Below are 19,024 nucleotides of genomic sequence, written 5' to 3'. Positions count from 1 at the left end.
TGTCCCATTTTTCCCTTATGCAGCAACAAAAATGCTTCATACACGCGAAAGAGCCCGTTCACCGTCGCGTCGCTGATCGGATTTAGGTTCTCTTCGACCCCGAGGAGGCCCTAATGTCGCACACTGTCAGCCGCCGCAACGCACTCGGACTGCTCGGCGCCGCCGGGACCGGAGCCGCGGCCGGGCCGCTGCTCGGGTTGAACGTCGCGAGCGCCGCGGGGGTGGCGCCGACGACCGGTTCCGGGGCGACCCCGGTGCAGGGCCTGCACCTGACGTTCGGCAGCGACCCGTCGCGCCAGATGGTCACCTCGTGGATCACCGAGAGCTCGGTCCGCCGCCCGCGCGTCGTGTACGGCACCCTCGAAGGTGGTTTCGGCTCAACGGTTCAGGCCGACACCCGGACCTATGTGGACGGAAAGTCCGGCCGCACGGTGTGGATCCACCACGCGGAACTGGACCGGCTTCGCCCGGGCACCGACTACATCTACGCGGTGCAGCACGACGGGGCGACACCCGACGCGGGCACCTTCCGCACCGCGCCCGCCGGCCGCGCGCCGCTGACGTTCACCAGCTTCGGCGACCAGTCCGCCCCGCAGGTCACCTGGGCGGCCAACGGCACCGTCGGGCTCGACGCGAACTCCACGCCCGCCACGAAGGACATCGTCACCGGGATCGAAACGGTCGCGCCGCTGTTCCACCTGCTCAACGGCGACCTGTGCTACGCGAACCTGGACGTCGACCGGGTCCGCACGTGGAACAACTTCTTCACCAACAACACGCGTTCGGCGCGGTTCCGGCCGTGGATGCCGGCCGCCGGCAACCACGAGATCGAGCGCTCCAACGGGCCGATCGGGCTGTCCGCGTACCAGGCGTACTTCGCCTTGCCCTCCACCGAAACCGACCCCGAGCTGGCCGGCCTGTGGTACTCGTTCACCGCCGGTTCGGTGCGGGTGATCGTGCTGCAGAACGACGACAACTGCCTGCAGGACGGCGGGGACGTCTACATCAACGGTTACTCGGGCGGCCGCCAGCTGGCGTGGCTGGAGCGGGAACTGCGCGCGGCGCGGTCGTCGCGGGACATCGACTGGGTCGTCGTCGCGATGCACCAGGTGATGGTGTCGAGTTCGGACGCGAACGGCGCGGACCTGGGGCTGCGCGAGAAGTACGGGCCGCTGTTCGACCGGTACAGCGTGGATCTCGTGCTGTGCGGGCACGAACACGACTACGAGCGTTCACTCGCGGTGCGCGGGGTGGTGTCCGGCAGCGAGACGCTGACGCCGAACCCGGTCTCGTCGCGGACGGATGTCATCGACTCCACGCACGGCACGGTGCACATGGTGCTCGGCGGGGGCGGGGTTTCCGGCACGACGAACCAGAGCTTCTTCAAGGATGGCACCGGAAAGGTCATCACAGCGGTATCGGCGACGGCGGACCCGGGCACCGGCAAGCGGGTGTCCACCTACGTCCGCGAACAGGCCGTCTGGAGCGCCGTGCGCGACGAGGAGCACCCTTACGGCTTCGCCGCGTTCACCGTCGACCCTGGCCGGCACCCCGGTGACGTGACGTCGATGTACGTGACGTACTACAACGTGAACAAGCCGTCGGGGGAATTGTCGGTGTTCGAGAAGTTCACGTTGCGGCGCCGCCGCTCGGACGGCTGAAACCCGGCAACGGCCGGCCGGGGTAGGGAAAATCCCGGATGCCGCCGCGCGTCGCGGTCTCTAGCGTCGAGTTCGTGACCCGACGGATGCTGCTGGTGTTCCTCGGCGCGGCGGCGGTGTGCCTCGCGCCGTGGATCGTCTATCTCGCCCATACGCTCCCCGACCGGTACGACACCGGACGGTGGCGCACCGCGTGGGTGGGGTTCGACATCGCGCTGCTGTGCTGTTTCGCCGGCGCGGCCTGGCTCGGGCTGCGGCGACGCCGGGCGGCGGTTCCGTTGCTGGCGGCGACAGCGGCGCTGCTGTGCTGCGACGCGTGGTTCGACGTCGTACTGGACTGGACATCATCCGACCGCTGGACCAGCGTCGCGCTCGCGGCGGGCGCCGAGGTGCCGACCGCCGTGCTGCTGCTCCTCGCGGCGCGGCGGCTCCTCGCCGACCGGCTCCCGGACCGGCCGCTGACGGTCCGCGACATCGAGATTTACCACGACCCGTCGGCGCGGCGAATCCTTGCCGCTCTTCCATCCACAGTGGACAACTTGGCCGGGGAAACCGGGCTCCCGGCAAGCGAAATCGCGACCACCCTGCGAGTGCTCGCCGCGGACGGCTACGCCAGGGAAGGCCGGGACGGCCGCTGGAGCGCGCTCCCGCAGAGCGTGCTGGAGCCCAGGCTGGAGGAGATCGCCGAGCCCCATCGCACACGGATGGCCCAGTACCTCGATGCGAAGTACGAGCGCGAGCTGAAGCTCCTGGCCTGGGCTGCCGAGCACCGTGGCGAGTTCGGCCCGTGGGGCAAGGCATCTCGCGCCGCCGCCCGGCTCACCGAGGCGGACCTGCGCGCGTTCGAGGCCGAGTACCGGGAGCTGCTCGCCCAGTACTGCCAGCTGCGCCGCCACCCCGCACCAGGCGTGCGGGAGGTGGCGGTGCGCTTCTACGCCTTCCCACCGCCCGCCCTCGACTGAGCCCGAGTCCACTCAGGACAGTCAGGCGGCGTCGAGGCGGGCGAGCTCCTCGGGCGAGAGGGCCAGCTCGACGGCCGCGGCGGAGTCGCGGATCGTCTCCGGGCGGCTGGCGCCCGGGATCGGGATGACGACCGGCGCCTTCGCCAGCTCCCAGGCGAGGCACACCTGCTGCGCGCTGACCCCGTGCTCACGGCCGACCTCGGCGAACGCGGCGAACCGGGAACCCAGCGCACCCGCCTTCGCGATGCCGCCGAGCGGGCTCCACGGCAGGAACGTGATCTCGCGCTGGGCGCAGAAGTCCAATTCGGACTCACTGGAGCGGAACGCGGGCGAGAACTGGTTCTGCACGCTCGCCAGGCGGCCGGCGAGGATGCCGTTCGCGTCGCGGATCTGGGACACGGTCGCGTTCGAGATGCCCGCGAACCGGATCTTCCCGGCGTCGAGCAGATCCCGGATCGCGCCGATCGAGTCGGCGTAAGGCACCCGCGGGTCGGGCCGGTGGAACTGGTAGAGGCCGATCGCGTCGACGCCGAGCCGCTTGAGCGACGCGTCACACGCCTGCTTGAGATACTCCGGCGAACCGTTGACGGTCCACGAACCGTCGCCGGGGCGCAGGTGCCCGCCCTTCGTCGCGACGAGCACGCGCGACGTGTCGCCGCCGTAACTGGCGAGCGCCCGGGCGATCAACGTCTCGTTGTGCCCGACGTCGTTCGCGCGCAAGTGATAGGCGTCGGCCGTGTCGATGAACGTGATGCCGGCGTCGAGCGCGGCGTGGATGGTCGCGACCGAACGCTCCTCGTCGGGCCTGCCCTCGATGGACATCGGCATTCCACCGAGCCCGATGGCGCTGACCTCGACATCGCCGAGACGGCGAGTACGCATGGTGTTCCCCTTTGGTCATCCGGGACTACACCAGCAACCCTCCCCGAACCCGATTAAGCTGTCCAACAGAAGATTCTGATCAGTTCGAGCAGTCTGGGTGATGAATCGTGGAACTCCGGCAGCTCCAGTACTTCGTCGCGGTGGCGGAGGAGAGCCATTTCACTCGTGCCGCGCAGCGGATGCGGGTCGCGCAATCCGGACTGTCCGCCTCGATCCGGGCATTGGAGCGGGAACTGGGCGCGTCGCTGTTCCTGCGCAACACCCGCCAGGTCGAGCTGACCACCGCGGGACACGCGTTCCTCGCCGAGGCGCGGCGGGCACTCTCGGCGACCGACGCCGCGCGCGAGGCCGTGTCCGCCGTACAGGGCCTGCTGCGCGGCAATCTCGCGGTCGGCTCGCTGCAGTGCCTGCACGTCGTGCATCTGCCGAAGGTGCTCGCCGCGTTCCTGAGCGCGCATCCGGGACTGGAACTCCGGCTGTGCCACGGCCGTTCCGGCGACCTCGTCGAGCAAGTCCGAAATGGACAGCTCGATGTCGCGTTCGTGTCGGGCACCGCCCGGGTGCCCGACGGGCTCACCGCCGAGGCACTGGCCGCGGAACCGCTCGTGCTCGCCTGCGCGCCCGGGCATCCGCTGGCCGCGGAGAACCGGATTTCCTTGTCCCTGCTGGGAGATGAGCGATTCGTCGACTTCTCCGCCGGGTGGGGCACGCGTGATCTCGCCGACGAGGTGCTGGCCGCGGCGGGGGTGCACCGCCGGGTCGCGTTGGAGGTCACCGATGTGCACTCGCTGCTCGACCTCGTCGCGTGCGGGCTGGGGGTGGCGCTGGTGCCGCAGTCGTTCTCGGTCAAGACCGACCAGGTGCGGTTCCTGGGCATCGACGGACGGCCGCCGCAGTGGGAGACGGTGAGCGTCCGCCGTTCCCCGGCGAGCGCCGCGGCCGCCGCATTGCTGCGCGAGGTGACCAGGGCGAAAGGCGGATTGGCCGGAGCGGCTCGCTGAGCTGTGGCAGCGGTCAGCCCAGTTCGCCGAACTGCGACAGCGGTTAACTCAGTTCGCCGAGATGCGGCAGCGGGTCAGCCCACGTCGTCGAGCTGCGACAGCGGTCAACTCAGTTCGTCGAGCTGTTGCAGCCGGTTCAGCCCAGCTCGTCCAGCTGCGGCAGCGGGTGCAACCCAAGTCGCCGAACTGCGACAGCGGTCAACTCGGCTCGCCGAGCTGTTGCAGCCGGTTCAGCCCAGCTCGTCCAGCTGCGGCAGCGGGTTCAGCCCAGTTCGTCGAGCACACGCCCCGTGTCGGCGCCCAACTCGCGCGCCCGTCCGGCCGGGCGGCGCGCCACCGGCGGGGCCGGCTCCGGGTTCGGGCCGTCCCCGAGGGAACCAGTGAGCACGGCGGACGCCTGGGCGCGCAGCGTGAATTCCGCGAACCACCACCCGCCGCCGAGCCGGCACGCGGTCGCGGCCAGCGCCGCGCTGACCCCGGTCAGCGGGGCGGCGATCGCATCCCCGCACGGTGCGGCCACCCCGGCGGCCACGTCGTAGGCGACGAGCCCCGCGGCCGCCGCGTCCTCGTCGCCGGAACCGCCAGTGATACGCAGCCAGCACTTGTCCTTGGCATCCTCCAGCGGTTCGAGCAGGCCGTCGTCGATCACCACGTCCGCGGCCTCGACCAGCCGCGCGGCGCCCGCCGGATCGAGCGCGACCGACTCCTGACCACTGTGCAGGAGATCGAAGAATTCGCGCGGGCCCGAGCGCGCGACGTCCGGCCGGGCGGGGTCCTCGATCTTGAGCACGCGGGCACCGAGCCGGGTCAGCAGGTGCCCGCAGAGCGGTCCCGCCCAGCCCGAGGACAGGTCGGCGACCAGCATTTCCGGTAGCCGCCAACGCTTCCGCTCTGTCCACAACGGATGATCGCCCGGCACCGCGCGCCGGGCGAGTCCATTGAGGACGAACGGCGGGCCGGGTTCGCCCATGACGCACCGCACCAGCCCGGCCTGGTAGGTGCCATCCGCGGAGCGCGGTGCGTCCCGGCGGAAACCCGCGATGGCCGCGCGTTCGGAGAGCACCCGCGGGCCCGGCAGCACCGCCTCCCGGCCGCCGAGCCGCGCCAGCAGTTCCGTCGCGAGCAGCGCACCCCACGCCACGCTCGCCGGCTGCCCCGGACACCGCAGGGGCGGACCTCCCCGGCGGCCGGTGAGCATCATCGCGCCCGACGCCGCCCAGTCCTCCAGCGCCGTGGTGTCCACGGTCCGCACCGCGGGCACCTCCGCGGTCGCGGGCAGCGTGCCGGCGGCGTCGATGACCCCGTCGGCCTCGCGCCACGCGCCGTCCTCGCCGGGGTCGACGACCGCACCGAGCGCGGCGAGCAGCCGCCCGGCGTGCCAGACCGCCGGGCCCGATCCGCACACCGCGACCCGCAGCCCGTCGAGCGGACCACCCGTTTCAGGTCTCCAGCCGGCCACAAAGGACGATTCTGCGCCACCATCGACACCTTCGCCCGTTGTAGGACGTCCTACGTTCTATGTCCTTCAGGTGAGCCGCTCGAATTCGTACGCGTACTGGATGTGCAGGTTGAAGAACCGGCCCTTGCTCTCCGCGGCCATGAACTCCTTGTACACCGCGCTTTCCACGTTCTCGTACCGGTACACCTGGCCGCTGCGGAACTCGACGTCGAGCGCGCGCCGGGCCGGGTCGTAGCCGACCGCCCTGATCACCGAGGACGCCACCGGCCACCGGGCTATCCGGGGCTTCTTTCGGTGCGCCATGCCCTCAGTGTCGCTCAGCCGGACTCGTGCACCCAGTCGATCTCCACCTCGGCCGGCCCGGTCACCGCGCCGATCCGGTCGATCTGGAACGCCAGGTGCATCGGTCCGCGGGGAATGTGCGCGGTATAGACGTGCCAGACCTGCCCGTCGACCGAAACCTGCACTTGGGAAGCGCTCCACTCGATGCCGTAGGTGTGCCACTGGGTCATGTCGACGCGGAAGTCGCCGGCGTTGTCGGAGTCGTCGGCGCCGGAGAGCCCGGCGTAGTGGATCCACGACCCGAACGACTGCCGGCTCGTGTCATAGCACTCGAGCCAGTCGATCTCCCCCGCCTGCGGCCAATCGCCGTCGTTCTCGGGCCAGTACAGGAAAACCGGCGCCAGCCCCTGCCCCGCCGGAACGCTGAAACGCGCGCGTACCTCGGCTTTCGCGTACGTCCGCTGGGTCAGCGACGCGACCCCGCAGACGCCCGAGCTGTCCGCGCGCAACTTCAGCACCCCGCCCGACACCGTGCACTGCGCCGCCCGCCAGGTCTCCCCGGAGGCCCGGTTGAAACCGTCATAGGCGGTCCAGTGCGTGGAATCGAGCGACGAACCGTCGAACTCCTCGGACTCGCCGGGCGCCGGCGCGCTCGAACAGCCCGCGACGAGCACCAGCAGCACGACCACCAGCCACGCCTTCACCCGCCGAGTAGATCACGCCGGACGCCGCGCGCCGGTGAAGGCACGCAGCGTCCGGCGGGGGCGGATCTCAGCCCGCGACCGCGGTGCCGCCGATCTCCTCGGCGACGGCCTCGGTGCGCCTGCTCCGCCTGCCCGGCTGACGGAGGAAGAGGCTGAGCAGTGCCGCGAGCAGCGCGCACCCACCCGCGAGCAGATACGCCCCGGTGTAGCCCCAGACCACGACGACAGCAGCGGCGACGCCGCCACCGCCGATGCCGCCGACGAGTTTGGAGCTGTAGACGATTCCGTAGTTGGTGGCGTTGTGGTTCTCCCCGAAGTAGTCCGGCACGAGCGTGGCGAACAGCGGGTAGAACGCGCCGCTGCCGAACCCGGTGAGGAACGCGGCGACCATGAACAGCCACAGGTTGTGGGTGTTCCCCGCGTACAGCACGCCGAACTGCGCGACGGCGGCGATCACCAGCACGATCGTCAGCGTCTGCCGCCGGCCGATCGCGTCGGACACCCAGCCGACGAGCGCGCGCCCGGTGCCGTTGACGATCGAGAGCACCCCGGCGGAGGACGCGACGACGAACGGGCCGAACCCGCTCTCCTTCGCGAACGGCACCTCGAAGTTGATGCCGAACAGCGAAACCATGCCGATGACCACCATGCAGCACCACATCAGCGGCAGCATGCCGGTGCGGATCGCTTCCATCGGCGAGAACTGCCGGACCGCGGGCGGGTTCTTGACGAGGCTGCGGATCGCCGCGGTGCGACCGCCCGCGGCCCAGCGCAGCGGGTCGATCTGCGCGGGCCACCAGTTCTTCGGCGGGTCGCGGAACATCAGGCCGCACACCAGGACCGCGATCAGCATGTAGCCGCCGACGATATCGAGGATCAGCGAGAAATTGTGCGGGGTCATGGCGTAGGAAAAAATGTAGACGAGCGGCACGGTGCCGTACGCGAAGGCGCCGTTGACGAAGCCGACGCGGGCACCGCGCTTCTCCGGATACCACTTGCCGACCATGTTGATACAGGTGGCATAGACCAATCCGGCGCCGATTCCGCCGAGCACCGAATATCCGATGAACGCGATGACGAGATTCCCGACGTGTGCGAGCGTGAAATACCCGATGCCGCAGCAGACCGCGCCGGTGACCATGGCGGTACGCGCGGAGAAGACCCCTTTTTCGCGCAGCCGCCCGGCCGGGAACGCGACCCCGGCCTGGAAGACCGCCCAGATGCTGGCCAGCCAGAACGCCTGGGTCAGCGTCCAGCCGTACTGCTGTTCCACGGTTTCCTCCACGGCCCCCCAGCCGTATTCGAAGGAACTCACCGCGAACATGGCCACCCAGGGCAGCCACATCATCCACACCCGGGACCGGCCGAGAATGTCGTGCGGCGATTCACCGACGCGGTATGTTCGCCCGTTCTCGTCCGTTATTTCGGAATAGCTTGCGGGGCTTGGTTCCATGAGAGCCTCTTTCGACAGTGAAGCCGGCTTCCCTGGCTGCTGGTTCCCTTTCCGCCCACCCCGGCAGCAGCAGTGCGCCCCGCGCGCCGACCGGCACTGCGACTGTGGACACTGTAGGCTGTATACCGTATGTGGTCGCCTTTCATGGGTACACCCCTCGCCCGGCGCTGTCCAGACGGTCGCGATGTTTGCGTTGAATGTCTGATTTATTGGTGGATGATGGTCCCGTCGCAGAAGGCGAATGCACACAAGGAACGCGGAACTCGCACCGCGGAACGGGCGACTCGCGCAGGGAGGTGGGGCTCGCGCGCGAGTTCTGTCTTCCGGGGCCTGAGGACGGACGCCTCAGCCGCGACGAGTGAGGGCGCGGAGGAAAAAGGCCAAATTCGCCGGGCGTTCGCCGAGGCGGCGCATGAAGTACGAGTACCACTCGGTGCCATACGGCACATACACGCGCATCCGTAAGCCACGCCCGGCGAGTTGCTGCTGTTCCTGGGGCCGCACGCCGTAGAGCATCTGGAACTCGTACTCGTCCACCGCCCGGCCCGCCTCCGCGGCGAGCCGCTCCGCGATCTCGATCAGGCGCGAGTCGTGTGTCGCGACCATCGGGTAGCCCTTGCCGTCCATCAAAACCTTGAGACAGCGGGCATACGAACTGTCCACTTCGGACTTGTCGCGATACGCCACCGACGCCGGCTCGTCGTAGGCGCCCTTGCACAGCCGGATCCGCGAGCCCGGCCCGGCTAAATCAGCACAGTCGCCCTCGGTTCGCTTGAGATAGGCCTGCAGCACCGTTCCGGTGGAAGGAAAATCAGCCCGCAGCGACCGTACGATCGACAGCGTCGAGTCGGTTGTCGTGTGATCCTCCATGTCCACCGTGACAGTCGTGCCCGCCGACGCCGCCGCCTCGCAGATGCGCCGCGTGTTCTCCAGCGCGATCTTCTCTCCGTCCACGGGCAACGCCTGCCCCAGCGCGGAAAGCTTCACCGAGACCTCGGCCCGGTCACCGAGGCCCTCCGCGTCGAGCCGCGCTAGCAGTGCTAGATAGGCGAGCACCGTCCGCTCCGCCTGCGCGCGATCCAGGGTGTCCTCGCCCAGATGATCGAGCGAGATCAGCCTGTCCACCGCCAGCTCGTGCGCGACGCGCACGGCATCGTCCACACCCGCACCCGCGACGAACCGGTCGACGATCGGGCGCATCATCCGCGCGCGTTCGACAACGGACCGGCAGGTGGCCGACCGGGAAGCGGCGATCAACGCGGAACGCAGCATGACCGTCTCCTTTCAGCCCTGGTGCGGGTAGCCGCTGGCCTTGGGCGGCAACAGGTTCTCCTTGATCGACCGGGGGCTCGCCCAGCGCTGGAGGTTGGCGATCGAGCCCGCCTTGTCGTTCGTGCCCGACGCCCGCGCGCCACCGAACGGCTGCTGCCCGACGACCGCACCGGTCGGCTTGTCGTTGACGTAGAAGTTGCCGGCGGCGAAGCGCAGCGCCTCGCTCGCCTGCCGCACCGCGGCCCGGTCGGTGGCGATCACCGAGCCGGTCAGCCCGTACGGGGCACCCTTGTCGACCTGCGCGAGCACCCGGTCGTAGTCGCCGTCGGCGTACACGTGCACCGCCAGCAGCGGGCCGAAGAACTCCGTTGTGAACACCTCGTTCGCCGGGTCCTCGCCCACGATCACGGTGGGACGCACGAAAAATCCCTCCGAGTCGTCCGCCCGGCCACCGGCGACCACGTCCAGATCGGACGCCGCGTTCGCCTTCCCCAGCACGCCGGCGAGCCGGTCGAACGCACGCCGGTCGATCACCGCGCCCAGGAAGTTCCGGAAGTCCGTGACATCGCCCATCGCGAGCGAGTCCACTTCGGACACCAGATCGTCCTTCAGCTTCGCCCAGACCGAACGCGGCACGAACGCCCGCGACGCGGCCGAGCATTTCTGCCCCTGGTACTCGAAAGCGCCGCGCACCAACGCCGTCCGCAGCACGTCGACATCCGCGGAAGCGTGCGCCACCACGAAGTCCTTGCCGCCGGTCTCCCCCACCAGCCGCGGATACGTGCGGTAGTTCGCGATGTTCGCGCCGACCGTCGACCACAGATGCTGGAACGTCCTGGTGGACCCGGTGAAGTGGATCCCGGCGAGCGCGGGGTCGGCGAGGACCACATCGGACACCGCCAGCCCGTCGCCCGGCAGCAGGTTGATCACGCCCGGCGGCAGGCCGGCTTCTTCGAGCAGGCGCATGGTCAGCTGCGCCGAGAGCGCCTGCGTCGGCGAGGGCTTCCAGATCACCGTGTTGCCCATCAGCGCGGGCGCGGTCGGCAGGTTCCCGGCGATCGCGGTGAAGTTGAACGGGGTGATCGCGTAGACGAACCCTTCCAGCGGCCGGTAGTCGGTGCGGTTCCAGACACCGGGGCTGCTCGCCGGCTGCCCGGCGTGGATCTGACGCGCGAAGTGCACGTTGAACCGCCAGAAGTCGGCCAGCTCGCACGCCACGTCGATTTCCGCCTGCACAACGGTTTTCGACTGGCCGAGCATCGTGGCGGCGTTCATCGTGTCGCGCCACGGCCCGGACAGCAGGTCGGCGGCGCGCAGCAGCACCGCGGCGCGCTCGTCGAACGGCAACTCGCGCCACGCGGGGGCGGCGCGCAGCGCGGCGGCGACCGCGGCCTTCGCGTCCTCGTGCGTCGAGTTGTGCATCGTGCCGAGCACGTGCGCGTGATTGTGCGGCTGCACGACGTCGATCGTGGCGCCACCAGCCATCCGTTGCTCGCCGTCGATGGTGGCGGTGAGCTCGAACCGCTCGCCGGAGAGCCGGGCGAGTTCGGCGGTCAGGCTCGCTCGTTCCGGTGAGTCGGGGGCGTAGTCGCGCGCCGGTTCGTTGCGCGGCGCGGGCGGGTGGGTGAGCGCGTCCATGCGCCAAGGCTAGGCAGCGAACCAGGCCTGCCGGACTGGTCGATCGGCTAATATCGAGAGGGTGACCTTGTCCGATCGCACAACACCCAGCCTGCCGCTGCGCCAGCTGCTCCTGGCCGTCGGCGAGCCGCTGCTGCAGCCCGTCGCGGGTGGTCTCGACGTGCCCGTGCGCGGTGTCGGGATCTTCGACGACGACGCGGGCGGTTTCCCCGGCGAACTGGTGCTGCTCGTGGGCGCGCGCGGACGGAACGCGGTCCGCTCGGTGCGCGCCGCGGCGCGAGCCGGCGCGGCGGCCGCCGTCGTGAAGCACGACGGCCCGCTCGACGAGCTGCGCGCGGCCGCGGAGGAGGGCGGGATCGCCCTGCTGACCGTCGGGTCGCGCATGCGGTGGGACCAGCTGCAGACCCTGCTGCGCGAGGTGCTCGAGGCGGCGAGCCTCACCGCGGATTCCACTTCGGACAGTGGAGACCTGTTCTCCCTCGCGCAGACCGTGGCCGTGCTGACCGCGGGCAGCGTGACGATCGAGGACGCGGGCCACCGGGTGCTCGCCTACTCCCGGTCCGACGACGAGATCGACGAGCTGCGCAGGCTGTCGATCCTCGGCTGGGAAGGGCCGGAGCAGTACCTGGCGCTACTCCGCGAATGGGGCGTCTACCAGCGGCTGCGCTCGAGCGAGGAGGTCGTGCGCGTCGACGAGCGGCCCGAGCTGGGCATCCGGCGGCGGCTCGCGGTCGGCATCCGCGCCGGCACACAGCATCTCGGCACGATCTGGGTGCAGGAGGGCGCGCAACCGTTCGCGGAGCGCGCGGAAAGCGCTCTCTTGGGCGCCGCGCGACTGGCCGCCGTGCAACTGCTGCGGCGGCGCTCGCCGAGCGTCCGGCCGCGCGAGGACCTGGTCGAGGGCCTGCTGGACGGGCGGATCAGCGCGGATCTGGTGGCCGGGCAGCTCGGGCTGGACCCGTCGGCGCCGGTGACGGTGCTGGCGTTCACGGCACGCGAAGTCGAGCGGGACCGGTCGGAACATGAGCTGCACCAACTGGAACTGAGCAATGTGGTGTCGGTGCACGCGACGTCGTACCGGCGGGGCGCGCTGGTCGGCACGGTGGGCTCGCGGGTGTACGCGGTGCTGCCGGAAGCCGGCCCTTCACTGTCCACTGTGGCCGGTCATATCGTGGGTGCCCTGGCACGCGCCGGGATGCGGGCGCAGGCGGGCATCGGGTCGGCGGTGCCGGCGCTCGGCGACGTGGTGCGGTCGCGCGCCGAAGCGGACCGCGTGCTCGACGCGATGGCCCGCACCGGCCGCGACGTGGCGACGATCTCCGACCTGCGCGCCGAGATCCTGCTCGACGAGACACTGTCGCTGCTGGCGGCGAACCCGGAGCTGCGCGACCCGGCGGTCAGCGCGCTCGTCGCGCACGACGCCGAGCACGGGACGGAGCTGGTCACGTCGCTGCTGGCCTACCTCGACGCCCTCGGCGACGTCCGCGCAGCCGCGACGGTGCTGCACATCCACCCCAACACCCTCCGGCACCGCCTCCGCCGCGCGACCGAGGTCGGCGGCCTGCACCTCGACGATCCACGCGAACGGCTGGCGTGGCACCTGCAACTGCTGCTCACGGCCCGATAGGGGTTTACCGTGGTGGTGAGCGGGTAGCCCGGCGGGCCGATTCCAGGAGGGGCGCAGCGATGACCGACTACAACAGGCAGCTCCGGCTCGATCCGGCCCGGCTGTGGGCGGGCGGCGCCGCGACCGCGGTGGTCGCGGCCCTGACGGCGGTCGTCGGCATCCTGATCGCGCGGGGTCTCGCCGGGGTGTCGATCCTGGCGCCCAAGGGCTCGGGGGTGTGGGGCAACGCCAACACCGTCACGTACGCGATCGCTTCCGCGCTCGTCGCGCTGGCCGCCACCGGGCTGCTGCACCTGCTGTCCATCGCCACCCCGAAGCCGACGACGTTCTTCGGGTGGATCATGGTGCTGGTGACGCTGATCGGGGTCGTGGTGCCGCTGAGCCTCAACGTGGCCCAGGAGACCAAGATCGCGACCGCCCTACTGAACCTGCTGATCGGCCTGGTGATCACGCTGCTGCTGGTCAGCACCGCAGGCGCCGCCCTCCGGCGGACGAACACGCGGACCACGCCACCGCCACGGGACTGGGATCAGACCCGGCCGTACGGTCAGGGTTCGCAGTACTACGACCGGTAAGAACCGCGCGAACGTCGAACTCGGTGTCGTGAGTGGCCAACTCGGCGTCGCGAGCGTCGGACTCGCCGTCGCGAGCGTCGGACTCGGTGTCGTGGGGGTCGGACTCGCGGGGGGTCAGGTGGTGTGGATGATGCCGCGGGTGGCGAGGGCGGCGATGTCCGGTTCGGTGTAGCCGAGTTCCGTGAGGACCGCGGCGGTGTGCTCCCCGTGGGCCGGGACCGGGCCCATCCTGGCCTCGGTGTCGGCGAACGTCGCCGGCGGCAGCACCGCGCTGATGTCACCGACCGGCGTGCCGACGGTGCGCCATCTGTCGCGTTCGGACAGTTGCGGGTGCTCGATCAGTTGCCGCACCGTGTTCAGCCGCGCGGCGGGGATGCCGGCCGCGTCGAGGCGGCGGGTCAGCTCCGCCGCGGAAAGCGCTTTCGTGCCGGCCGTGACCGCCTCGTCGACCCGCGCGCGGTTGCGCACCCGGGCGATGTTCGTCGCGAAATCCGGGTCGTCCGCCAGCTCCGGACGGCCCAGCACCTCCGTGGCCAGCCGCACCCAGCCCCGATCGTTCTGGATGCCGATCAGCACCTCGGTGCCGTCCGCCGTCGGGTACGCGTCGTAGGGCACGATCACCGGATGGCTCAGCCCCGCCCGCGGCGGCTGCTCCCCGGTGTGCGCCGCGAGGTAGAGCGGATGACCCATCCACTCCGCGATGGCGTCCAACATGGACACTTCCAGGTGCGCGCCCTCGCCGGTCCGCCCGCGCCGCAACAGCGCCGCGAGCACACCCGAGTACGCGTACATCCCGGCCGCGATGTCGGCCGTCGGGATCCCGGTCTTCGCCGGTGCCTCAGGCGTGCCGGTGATCGACACCAGCCCGCCTTCGCTCTGCACCAGCAGGTCGTACGCGCGCCTGTCCCGGTACGGACCCGACGAGCCGTAGCCCGACATGTCGACGACCACCAGCTCCGGCCGCCCGGCCCGCAACTCCGCCGCGGACAAACCCAACCGTGCCGCCGCACCCGGCGCCAGGTTCTGCACGAACACGTCCGCCCGGGCGATCAGTGCCCGCAGCAGCGCGAGCCCCTCCTCGGTCTTGGCGTCCAGCGCGACGGATTCCTTGCCCCGGTTGAGCCACACGAAGTGCGAAGCCATCCCGCGCACCGAACCGTCATACGCCCGCGCGAAATCCCCGCCGTCGACCCGTTCGATCTTCAGCACGCGCGCGCCCTGGTCCGCGAGATGCCGCGTCGCGAACGGCGCGGCGACGGCCTGTTCGAGGCTGACGACGGTGAACCCCTCCAGCGGCAGCATCGCGCGTCTCCCCTACTGCTGCGCGAGCAGTCGCCGGGCGCGTTCCAGCACCGGCCGGTCCACCATCTGACCGTCCACAGCGGACGCCGACGCACCGGCCGTGAGCACCTGCCGCGCCCACCGCAGCTCCTCCTCCGTCGGCAGGAAACCCTTGCGCACCACGGGCACCTGCTTGGGATGGATGCACAGCTTGGCGCCGAAACCGAGCCGGCGGGCGTGCTGGATGTCCGCGATGAGAGCGCTTTCCTCGTCGAGGGTGGTGGTGACGCCGTCGATCGGCGGCGCGATCCCGTTGGCGGTGCTCGCGAGCACCAGCCGCGAGCGGGCGTAGCCCAGCGCCAGCTCGTCGTCGTGCCGGACCCCCAGCTGGGTCGCCAGATCGACACTGCCGAACGCCACCCGCGCCACGTTCTTCACCGCGCACAACGCCATCGCGGCCTCGATCCCGAGCGCCGTTTCCAGGATTGGCACCAGCGGCACCTCGATCCCGGCCAGCACCCGCGGATCCTCGGCCTTGGGCAGCACCACCGGGCAACCGTGCTTCGCCACGAGCTCCAGGTCGGCCTCGAACTGCGGCGTGCCACTGCCGTTGATCCGCACCAGCGCCTCGCCACCGCGGGAAAGCCATTCGTCCACCTGCGAACGCGCCGCGTCCTTGTCGGCGTCGGCGACGGCGTCTTCGAGGTCGACGATCACCCCGTCGGCACCCGACGCGACAGCCTTGTCGAACCGGTCGGGGCGGTCACCCGGCACGAAGAGCAGCGCCCGTGCGGCGACGATCTGTTCGAAGTGGACGGTCATGCGAACCTCACCTCGGCCGTGGCGTTGCGCTCTTCCTTCGCGGTGGCGATGCGCAGGCTCACACCGCCGCCGGCCGGATCACCGAGCGCCCGCAGGTGCTCGCCGGCGAACACCGGCCGCCGCAGCCGGTAGGACAGCGAGCGGACTTCCTTGTCCCGCACCAGTTCCAGCATCAGCAGCACCAGCAACGGGCCGTGCACCACCAGTCCGGGATAACCTTCGACGTCTCGCGTGTACGGCTCGTCGTAGTGGATGCGGTGCGCGTTCGCGGTCAGCGCGCTGAACCGGAACAGCAACCGCGAATCCGGCCGCGCCGCCAGCTGCAGTTCGGCATCGGACTCCGGCACTTCGTCCACAGTGGACGACAGCATGCCGCCCCGCCGCTCGTCCTCGCCCGAGCGGTACACGATGTCCTGCTCCTCGACGACGCACAAGCTCGAATCCTGGCTGATCTCGTGGCGCACGGTCACGAACAGCATCTCGCCGGTGCTGCCCTGCTTGACCGCGACCTCGCCGAGGCTGCTGACCCGTTCGGCGGGCGTGCCGGGCGTCAGCGGCCGGCGCACGTCGAGCCGGCCACCGGCGAACATGCGGCGGCGGGCCGGGATCGGCGGGAGGAAATGCCCGTCGCGCGGATGCCCGTCGTCGCCGAGCTCACGCTGCGGTGGCCAGTCGAGGAAGTACAGCCAGTGCCACAGCGGCGGCAGCGCCCCGCCGGGCGGAGCCTGGTCGAAGACGGCGGCGAGCGCGGCCGCCGGACCGGGCGGCAGCTCGTCGGCCGAGGTCACCGGGCCCGGCTGCCAGTCCGCCACGTACGAGCCCAGATCCATGCCACTCCTTTGTTCGGCCGGTTCGAGTTTCGGTCGGCGGCGCCGTCCCCGTCAATGTGAGAGGAACAACGACACGGTCGTGCACAACCCGCACGCGAGCACCGCGACGGTCACCAGCCATAGCCGGACCCGCGCGCTGGGCACCGACCGGGCGGCCAGTGCGCACAGCAGTACGACGAACGCCGCGCACGCGCCGGCCGCGATCTCGAGTGGCGAGCCGCCGACGATGCCGCTGCGGATCAGCAGCACGGCGACCACCGCGGCGGACAGGCCGGTGCGCTGCCACGCCAGCGTGGTGCGTTCGGGCTGCAGCCCGGGGTCGCGGGTGGTCACGCCGTGTGCGTCAGGACGAGGACGAACACCACGAGCCCGGCCAGCGCCGCGGCCCAGCCGACGATCAGCGGCAACCACGTCATCGGCAGCGGCCGGTCGTTGCGCATCGCGCGCTGGACCTGGGCCCACCGCCGGTAGGACAGCGCCGCGAGCAGCGTGCCGGCCACGGCCAGCAGGGCGGCCAGCCCGGTGCGCAGCCCGGCGATGCTGAACCGCGGGAAGAACTGGGCGAGCGCGATCGCACCGGCCAGCAACGCGAGCGCGGTGCGCAGCCAGGCGAGGAAGGTCCGCTCGTTGGCGAGGGTGAAGCGGTAGTCGGGCTCCTTCCCCTCCTCGTACCAGTGCGGGTGGCGGGGCTTGTCAGGCATGATCACAAGTTAGTGCTGGAGCCCCAGCAGATCGAGCGCGCGCAGTGCGACCTCGATCTCGAACCGTGCCGTCGGGTCGCGCAGGTCCGCGCCGAACGCGTCTTCGATCTGCCGCATCCGGTACCGCACGGTCCGCGGGTGCACTCGCAGGCTCGTGGCGGTCTCCTGCACGTTGCCCTGCGCCTGCACCCACGCGAACAGCGTGCCGGCCAGCCGCGCGCGCTGCTTCGCCGGGAAGGTGTTGAGCGGGGCGAGCCGGCGCTTGGTGACCTGGTTGAGCAGCGAGGGATCGCTCAGCAGCCAGAGCGTGGACCAGTGGTCCGCGCACACCGTGACCGGCACATCGGGCAGCACCCCGTCCGCGACCAGCCGCAACGCCTGCCGGGCCCAGCGCAGCGACGACGGCGCGTCGGCGACCGGCACGGTCGGCCCGACCGCGACCCGGACCCCGTGGAACGCGGCGGACAGCCGTTGCAGCCGTTCGCTGGTGACCGGTCCCGGCAGCAGCAGGCACGGTTCGGGTTCGCGCAGATCGGCGAGCACGTCGGTGCCCAGCACGGGATCGGGGCGCAGGTGCCCGGTGGGCTCGGCGTCGACCGCGACCAGCGCGCACTGCTCGGGCACCGGCCAGCCGATCGTGCGGGCCAGGTCGGCGATGGTCGTGGGCGGCACAGCGGGTCGCTTCAGCATGAGCTGCAGCAGCCGCCGGCGGATCCCGCGGCCGGCGTCGTTCGCCCTGCTCTGCGCCTCGCGGTGGCCGCGTACCGACAGCGCGGCCAGTTCGTCGAGGAACCCGAGCAACCGGTCGGCGAGCAGCGAGACGTCCGCGGCGGGCAGGGAGCGCTGCCGCTCGACCCGGACCACCCGCCGCCATCCGACGCGGCCGCCGGTGCGCAGCGCCGCGTGCAGCGGGTCGAGCGTGCGGCCCGCGTGCCCTTCCGCGCGGCCGATACCGCGGAACATCCGGTTGGCGTCGGCGCGGGTCGGATGGGGATGTTCGAGCAGGTCGAGGAACAGTTTGACGGTGTACTGCACCCGGTCCCTGAGCACGCCCGCGCGCGCGTCGTCCAGGGGTTTCCCGTACTCGGGCACTGCCTGGCGGATCTCCCGTGTCATCTCGTCGACGAGGCCGGGCAGCTCCAGGCGGAGCAGCGCGGCGAGCCGGCTTCTTCGTTCTTCCAGCACGAACCCATCACGGCTCTGTCACCGTTCCGGTTCGGACAGCGGCGTCCTAGCGTCTCGGAAGCGGGAGCCCGACCGCCGGGGGAAGGGGCAGCAGAACCGGGTCTGCCTGGAACGACTGGAGCATCAGGGCCGCGAAGCGGCGTGAAGCCGCCACCCTCAACTGGGGCGAGTCGGCGCGGATGCCTTCGTTGGCCATCAGCGCCAGAACGACGTCCTCCAGCACGAAGTCCGCTCGCAGCGGGCCGGTCTCCTTGGCGCGCCGGATCAGTTCGCGCAGCAAGCGCAGCGTGCGATCACGCTCCGCCGCGAGGGCGGCCGCGTCGGGCAGTTGCGAGGTGAACGCGCTCGCGAGGCCGCGGTCGAGGGCATGCAGTTCCATGAATTTCTCGATCACCGACCGAAACCCGTGCCAGGGGTCGGCCGCCGCCAGTCCTTCCGCCACGATCGCCGAGCAGGTGGCCATCCGCTCGGCGAACGCCTCGGTCAGCAGCGCCTCCTTGGCCGGGAAGTGCCGGTAGACGGTGGCGACACCGACCTCGGCGCGCCGGGCGATCTCGCGGATCGGCACGTCGAGGCCCTCGGCGGCGAAGGCGGCGCGGGCGACCGCGAGGATGCGCGCGCGGTTGTCGCGGGCGTCCGAACGCAGCCGCACTCTCGCTTTGGCCGTCACGGTTCTCACTTTAGCCAAA

Annotated in this window: 19 protein-coding genes; 5 read left to right on the top strand and 14 right to left on the bottom strand. The window is 70.7% G+C overall.

All coding sequences use genetic code 11. The features are described 5' to 3' along the window. Positions 1-113: 113 nt before the first annotated feature. Together LOZ83_RS35445 and LOZ83_RS35440 are read left to right on the top strand one after the other, a co-directional pair. Positions 114-1,661: a metallophosphoesterase family protein gene (locus LOZ83_RS35445; RefSeq protein WP_236796234.1), complete on the top strand. Its 1,548-nt coding sequence runs from the start codon at positions 114-116 to the stop codon at positions 1,659-1,661. Positions 1,662-1,735: 74 nt separating this feature from the next. Next, positions 1,736-2,623 carry a winged helix-turn-helix domain-containing protein gene (locus LOZ83_RS35440; protein WP_236796233.1) on the top strand — a complete coding sequence of 296 codons (888 nt, stop codon included), beginning with the start codon at positions 1,736-1,738 and terminating at the stop codon, positions 2,621-2,623. 21 nt (positions 2,624-2,644) lie between these two features. On the opposite strand, the gene LOZ83_RS35435 is transcribed toward LOZ83_RS35440, so the two are convergent. Beyond that, a complete protein-coding gene (locus LOZ83_RS35435; protein ID WP_236796232.1) occupies positions 2,645-3,505 on the bottom strand; it encodes an aldo/keto reductase in 861 nt (286 codons plus the stop codon). A gap of 107 nt (positions 3,506-3,612) precedes the next feature. On the opposite strand from LOZ83_RS35435, the gene LOZ83_RS35430 reads away from it, so the two are divergent. Continuing rightward, positions 3,613-4,506, top strand: coding sequence for a LysR family transcriptional regulator (locus LOZ83_RS35430; protein WP_236796231.1), 894 nt, complete (start codon positions 3,613-3,615; stop codon positions 4,504-4,506). A gap of 262 nt (positions 4,507-4,768) precedes the next feature. Here LOZ83_RS35430 and LOZ83_RS35425 read toward each other — a convergent pair whose 3' ends face one another. From LOZ83_RS35425 to pruA, 6 genes are all read right to left on the bottom strand, one after another. Beyond that, the gene (locus tag LOZ83_RS35425; RefSeq protein WP_236796230.1) at positions 4,769-5,965 is read right to left on the bottom strand and encodes a CoA transferase; all 1,197 of its coding nucleotides are present in this window, start codon (positions 5,963-5,965) and stop codon (positions 4,769-4,771) included. A 66-nt stretch (positions 5,966-6,031) separates the two neighbouring features. Next, on the bottom strand, positions 6,032-6,268 hold the full coding sequence (locus LOZ83_RS35420; protein ID WP_236796229.1) for a KTSC domain-containing protein: 237 nt from the start codon (positions 6,266-6,268) through the stop codon (positions 6,032-6,034). Between the two features lie 14 nt (positions 6,269-6,282). Further along, positions 6,283-6,951, bottom strand: a complete 669-nt coding sequence (locus tag LOZ83_RS35415; protein WP_236796228.1) for a family 16 glycosylhydrolase — start codon at positions 6,949-6,951, stop codon at positions 6,283-6,285. A gap of 67 nt (positions 6,952-7,018) precedes the next feature. Then, entirely contained in the window at positions 7,019-8,404 is a 1,386-nt protein-coding gene (locus LOZ83_RS35410; RefSeq protein WP_236796227.1) for an OFA family MFS transporter, read from the bottom strand. A gap of 345 nt (positions 8,405-8,749) precedes the next feature. After that, on the bottom strand, positions 8,750-9,676 hold the full coding sequence (locus tag LOZ83_RS35405) for a proline dehydrogenase family protein (RefSeq protein ID WP_236796226.1): 927 nt from the start codon (positions 9,674-9,676) through the stop codon (positions 8,750-8,752). A gap of 12 nt (positions 9,677-9,688) precedes the next feature. Further along, positions 9,689-11,314: an L-glutamate gamma-semialdehyde dehydrogenase gene (gene pruA, locus LOZ83_RS35400; RefSeq protein WP_236796225.1), complete on the bottom strand. Its 1,626-nt coding sequence runs from the start codon at positions 11,312-11,314 to the stop codon at positions 9,689-9,691. A 61-nt stretch (positions 11,315-11,375) separates the two neighbouring features. On the opposite strand from pruA, the gene LOZ83_RS35395 reads away from it, so the two are divergent. Beyond that, on the top strand, positions 11,376-12,941 hold the full coding sequence (locus tag LOZ83_RS35395) for a CdaR family transcriptional regulator (RefSeq protein ID WP_236796224.1): 1,566 nt from the start codon (positions 11,376-11,378) through the stop codon (positions 12,939-12,941). 59 nt (positions 12,942-13,000) lie between these two features. Continuing rightward, a complete protein-coding gene (locus tag LOZ83_RS35390; RefSeq protein ID WP_236796223.1) occupies positions 13,001-13,516 on the top strand; it encodes a DUF6069 family protein in 516 nt (171 codons plus the stop codon). Positions 13,517-13,630: 114 nt separating this feature from the next. Here the strand turns inward: LOZ83_RS35390 and LOZ83_RS35385 are convergent, their stop codons facing one another. Genes LOZ83_RS35385 through LOZ83_RS35355 form a run of 7 tightly spaced genes read right to left on the bottom strand, consistent with a single transcriptional unit; the run spans position 13,631 to position 19,005 of the window. Then, positions 13,631-14,818, bottom strand: coding sequence for a CaiB/BaiF CoA-transferase family protein (locus tag LOZ83_RS35385; RefSeq protein ID WP_236796222.1), 1,188 nt, complete (start codon positions 14,816-14,818; stop codon positions 13,631-13,633). Between the two features lie 12 nt (positions 14,819-14,830). Then, positions 14,831-15,619 (bottom strand): CoA ester lyase, encoded by a 789-nt coding sequence (locus LOZ83_RS35380; RefSeq protein WP_236796221.1) that lies wholly within the window; start codon positions 15,617-15,619, stop codon positions 14,831-14,833. Next, positions 15,616-16,449 carry a hypothetical protein gene (locus LOZ83_RS35375; protein ID WP_236796220.1) on the bottom strand — a complete coding sequence of 278 codons (834 nt, stop codon included), beginning with the start codon at positions 16,447-16,449 and terminating at the stop codon, positions 15,616-15,618. Before LOZ83_RS35375 ends, LOZ83_RS35380 begins: the two co-directional genes overlap by 4 nt. Positions 16,450-16,500: 51 nt before the next feature. Further along, a complete protein-coding gene (locus LOZ83_RS35370; RefSeq protein ID WP_236796219.1) occupies positions 16,501-16,782 on the bottom strand; it encodes a DUF202 domain-containing protein in 282 nt (93 codons plus the stop codon). Then, positions 16,779-17,150 (bottom strand): YidH family protein, encoded by a 372-nt coding sequence (locus LOZ83_RS35365; RefSeq protein WP_236796218.1) that lies wholly within the window; start codon positions 17,148-17,150, stop codon positions 16,779-16,781. The genes LOZ83_RS35370 and LOZ83_RS35365 overlap by 4 nt, the downstream gene beginning before the upstream one ends. A 9-nt stretch (positions 17,151-17,159) precedes the next feature. Then, complete coding sequence (locus tag LOZ83_RS35360; protein ID WP_236796217.1) at positions 17,160-18,335, bottom strand: CdaR family transcriptional regulator; 1,176 nt, start codon at positions 18,333-18,335, stop codon at positions 17,160-17,162. Between the two features lie 46 nt (positions 18,336-18,381). Beyond that, positions 18,382-19,005: a TetR/AcrR family transcriptional regulator gene (locus LOZ83_RS35355; RefSeq protein WP_236796216.1), complete on the bottom strand. Its 624-nt coding sequence runs from the start codon at positions 19,003-19,005 to the stop codon at positions 18,382-18,384. Positions 19,006-19,024: the final 19 nt, after the last annotated feature.

This window comes from Amycolatopsis sp. GM8 (assembly GCF_021653975.1).
GTDB lineage: Bacteria > Actinomycetota > Actinomycetes > Mycobacteriales > Pseudonocardiaceae > Amycolatopsis_E.
The sequence above is the reverse complement of the archived record's forward strand: the minus strand, read 5'-3'. Positions and strand labels throughout refer to the sequence as shown.